Genomic DNA, 1,370 nt, shown 5'->3' with positions numbered 1-1,370 from the left:
CCGCCCGGACCGCCCATCGGCGCGACCGGCGGCGGCGCACCGCGGTAGTCGTTGTGCACGTAGCTGCGGTTGTCGTAGTGATTGTTGATGATGGTGGTGCGCGGCGCGTACACGCTGTTGCGGTAGACCACGTAGTTGGGCACCGACGGCGGCGCGTTCCAGTTCACTCCCCAGTTGTTCCAGCCCCAGCTGTGCCACGGCGGCGCCGGTTCCAGCCAGCCGAACACGCTGTGGTGGTGGTGTTCGAGCGCGTCGCCGACCAGCACGCCGACGCCGAAGGAAATGATGCCGGCGGTGACCAGGTCGCCGGTGTCGTAGTAGGGGCGCGGCGGGCGATAGCGGTACTCGCGGTAGACGTTGACCGGTGCGCCGTAGACCACGTCGGGGTCGTAACGCGGCACGTAGACCACGTCCGGCTGCGCCGGTTCGATGACGATGGTGCGGGTCGGCGGCGGCACCGCGTCGGCATAGGCCGGCGCCGGCTCCACCACGGTGCGCTGCACCACCTGCACGCGCTGCTGCGGGGTGCTGCGCAGGTGGCCCTGCGCCTGCGCGCGCTGGCGCATCACCTGCACCGCATCCAGCACCTGGTTGGGATCGTGGGCGTAGGCGTCGCCCAGCGCGCGGGTCCAGTCGCCGTTGCCGGCCAACTGGTCGACCACGTCGGGGAAGGCGGTCAGCGCCTTGACGCTGGGGTCCCAGGGTTGCGCTGCGGCCGCCTGCAGGCGGTCGGTGGCGGACAGAGTGCGGTTGTTGCGCAGCCAATCCTGCGCGGACACCACCTGGTCCGGGTACACCGAGGCGGCCAGGGTCTGCGCCAGCAGCTTGTCCGGGAACAGCGCGATCGGCGCGACCAGTTGATAGAGCTGGTCGGCGGTCGGGGCCACGTAGGGGGCAGGTGCGGGTGCCGCGGCCGGGGCGGGCGCATCGGCCTGGGCCGCAGGAGTGGGCGTGTCCTGCCGCTGGCAGGCGCCCAGCGCCACCACGCTCAGTGCGGTGAACAGGGCCAGCCTGGCCGGGGGCAGGGGACGGAGATCCATGCGACACCTCATCGAGCGGGGCGAAGGTGGCCGCAGCATGCGCCGCCCTGGGTGTCTGCGACCTTTCTGCGCGGCGCGCTCGCGCAGGCCAGCGAGCGCGCGTTCAGCCGGCGTCGGCCGCTGCCATCAGACCGGTGCGGACAGGCGGAACAGCACCAGGCTGAGCGCCAGCGTGGCCATGCCTGCGACCAGGCCGTATACCGTCTCGTGCCCCTGCGCGTAGCGCTTGGCGGCTGGCAGCAATTCGTCCAGGGCCAGGAACACCATCACCCCGGCGATCAGCCCGAACACCGCGCCGAACACCGCCTCGGACAGGACGCGCGCCAGCGC

At 71.8% G+C, this 1,370-nt stretch carries 1 protein-coding gene and 1 pseudogene; both read right to left on the bottom strand.

Annotated features, from left to right (window positions below; translation table 11 throughout):
- Positions 1-1,040: DUF3300 domain-containing protein (locus D588_RS0108035; protein WP_017915600.1), on the bottom strand; the 1,040-nt coding region annotated here is incomplete at its 3' end.
- Positions 1,041-1,166: 126 nt separating this feature from the next.
- A pseudogene (locus D588_RS24305) lies at positions 1,167-1,370 on the bottom strand (zinc transporter ZupT); the annotation flags it as partial.

It is taken from the genome of Xanthomonas sp. SHU 308 (genome assembly GCF_000364645.1).
Classification (GTDB): Bacteria; Pseudomonadota; Gammaproteobacteria; order Xanthomonadales; family Xanthomonadaceae; genus Xanthomonas_A; species Xanthomonas_A sontii.
The sequence above is the reverse complement of the archived record's forward strand: the minus strand, read 5'-3'. Positions and strand labels throughout refer to the sequence as shown.